At 58.1% G+C, this 2590-nt stretch carries 3 protein-coding genes and 1 pseudogene; 1 reads left to right on the top strand and 3 read right to left on the bottom strand.

Annotated features, from left to right (window positions below):
- Window positions 1–421, top strand: a pseudogene (locus tag B3520_RS10340) (energy transducer TonB); the annotation flags it as partial.
- Between the two features lie 5 nt (window positions 422–426).
- Here B3520_RS10340 and B3520_RS10335 read toward each other — a convergent pair.
- From B3520_RS10335 to B3520_RS10325, 3 genes are all read right to left on the bottom strand, one after another.
- Window positions 427–675, bottom strand: a complete 249-nt coding sequence (locus B3520_RS10335) for a hypothetical protein (protein WP_123638327.1) — start codon at window positions 673–675, stop codon at window positions 427–429.
- A gap of 145 nt (window positions 676–820) precedes the next feature.
- Window positions 821–1438, bottom strand: coding sequence for a LysE family translocator (locus B3520_RS10330; protein ID WP_286804435.1), 618 nt, complete (start codon window positions 1436–1438; stop codon window positions 821–823).
- Window positions 1435–2590: alkaline phosphatase D family protein (locus B3520_RS10325; RefSeq protein WP_286875984.1), on the bottom strand; the 1156-nt coding region annotated here is incomplete at its 5' end. The genes B3520_RS10325 and B3520_RS10330, both read right to left, overlap by 4 nt.

Below are 2590 nucleotides of genomic sequence, written 5' to 3'. Positions count from 1 at the left end.
AATCCTGGACCGCTTTCACGAGGCCTTTCCCGAGCTGACCATCCGGGTGACCGAGTTCGATATCAACACCACGGATGAAGCGCTGCAGGCGGATTACACCCGGGATTTCCTAACCGCCGTGTTCAGTCATCCGGCTACCGTAGGGGTGCAGAAGTGGGGCTTCTGGGCGGGCGCCCACTGGACGCCGGATGGTGCCATGTATACCGAAGACTGGCGGGAAAAACCCAACGCCGTCGCCTGGAAAGACGCCATTTTCAATGACTGGTGGAACGACTTTACCGGTGCCACCAATGGCGATGGGGAGTTCAGCGGGCGTGGTTTCTATGGCGAGTATCAGGTAACAATCAATGGCCAAGTCGAACAGACCATTGAGCTGTTACCCGGTGAAACCGCCGAGTTCGAATTCACTATCGGAGAATAACCGGCTCAGTCCGCTTCGCAGCGACAACCGGCGCTGGCCGAGCACACCTTCTTCTGCCCGTCAGGGCAGAGGGGCTCGGCGGGGTCGCGATAGGGTGGAGCGGGTTCAGGCGTGTTGCCTTTGTCTTCAAACTGCTCGCCAATGGCCCGAAATGCCGCCATGTCGGCTTTCTGCGCTTTGCGCTCGACGGTTTCCCGGCCCGGGCAGTCGATATGAGATTTGTCGCAGTGGCGGTCCAGGTATTGGTCCGTCACAAGTTGCGCGCATCCGGTCAAACCAGACAACAGGATTACGAACAAGAGTCCCGCTTGGTACTTCATGTCACCGCTCCGTTTTGGTGAATCAATGATCCGCGAACCCGCCATTGCGGAAACACGCTGTCAGTGTAGCAGAGCGCACTCAGGCTCCGATGATCAGATACAGACCAATGACGCCAAGCAACGTCCCGCCGCTTCGCTGCGCCGGGCGCTCGAACCGCTTCATCAATGTTGCCTGCGTTATCCGATGGGCGCCGTAGGCATAAGCCAGTTTGGTGCCGCCCACCGCCAGGATGGTAATGGCCATCACCACGCCCAGCCCCTGAACGGTAATCCGGGATAGATCGACAAACGCCGGAAACAGGCTGGCGTAAAACACGATGGCCTTTACATCCGCGAGTGTGATCAGCAGTCCCGTCAGCGTATCGCGCCACAGGCGTACCGGCGTGGAGGCCATTGGGCGGTTCGCGGATTGCGGCGCGGCACGCCAGCAACACCAGCCCAGATAGATCAGGTAGCCGCCGCACGCGAGCCGCACCCAGTAGAAGGCACCACTCAGTGACTCCGCCAGGGCGCTCATACCCAGTAACGCCAGACACACAAACAGCAGATCGCCCAGCACAATGCCCGCCGTGACGGCGGCGCCTGCTGCAAGCCCCGAGGCGGCCGACCGGGTTAATACCAGTGCCACGCTGGTACTGGGTAGGGCGGCCAGCGTCACCAGAGTGACAAATAACAGTAACGCGCCGGTCGGGGTCATTGCTTGGGGTGGGCCTCGGTTTCGAAGCGGCCCTCCTCCCGGTACTCAAAGACGGTGTCGTTGTGGTCTGCGCCAAGTTGGCTGATAAGGACGGGTTTCCCGTCCGACGAAATATGAAGGTCGCCAATGCCTGCATTATTCCATAGCCGCTCCCCCAGATCCCGACCCCGTGGCAATCGAGGGCTTACCCGCATTCGCCGGCGCTTGGTGAACCAGTTCAGCGGGGACAGGGGGCTGTACAACCAACGGTTGAGGCGGTCCAGCCATTCGAGCAATCCATGGGGAAACTCGTTCTTGATGCCGCTGCTGGTTATTTGCCAAATGTGAGGGCCATTCTGCTTGTGTCGTAAGCGAACATCGTAGGCAAATGAGTAGTGCACATCGCCAGAGACAATCATGAAATGTTTGGGCGTTCGCGAATGCCCAAAAATATTGAGCAGTACATTGGCCGCCCCACGATGAGCCATCCAGTTTTCCGCGTCGACCAGCAGTGGTTTGCCAAACCAGGTGAATACCTGTTGAATCATCTCGATCAGTTTAACGCCGAATATGGGGGCCGGTGACACAACCAGCACGGACTCCTCCCCCATGACCGACTGCTGAAAGTCGGTAAGTGACTCCCAGTCCATCAGGCCAGAGGGATGTCCCGGTCTGATCTCGCTACGCCACCGATGCGTTCTTGTATCCAAGACAATGATTTTGGGCTTCGTGTCCAGCGTGAAGTGCCAATGACCAAACGCCAACAACCGATCAATCAGCGCATTCTGCTGCTCTTTGTCCAGGGTATGAGTTTGTGGGCTGGATTCGAACAGATCCTGGCAAGTGGGCATGAGCTCGGAAACGTGCTCGGGTCGGTTTCCCCAGCCCTGGCAGAGCAGATATCCCAGTAAAGCGTTGCCAATAATCCGCCGGGAAAACGGGTGCTCATAGGCGGTCTGCTCCCATAATGCTGACAGATTCCAGTCATCGGTTACATCATGGTCATCAAAAATCATATAGACGGGGATGTTGGCCAGCGCACGTGCCGCCTGAGGCAGTGTTTCCCGAAATGCCTCAATGTTCACCTTCTCGTCACGGTAGCGGGACAGCTCGGGTTCACGACTCACCGGCTCAATCGATGAAACCAGTGCCCAAGGTGCGGGAGACCAAACC

It is taken from the genome of Marinimicrobium sp. UBA4509 (assembly GCF_002388575.1).
In the GTDB taxonomy this organism is placed as follows: domain Bacteria; phylum Pseudomonadota; class Gammaproteobacteria; order Pseudomonadales; family Cellvibrionaceae; genus Marinimicrobium; species Marinimicrobium koreense.
Note: the sequence above shows the minus strand (reverse complement) of the source record. Positions and strands in the feature narration are given on the sequence as shown.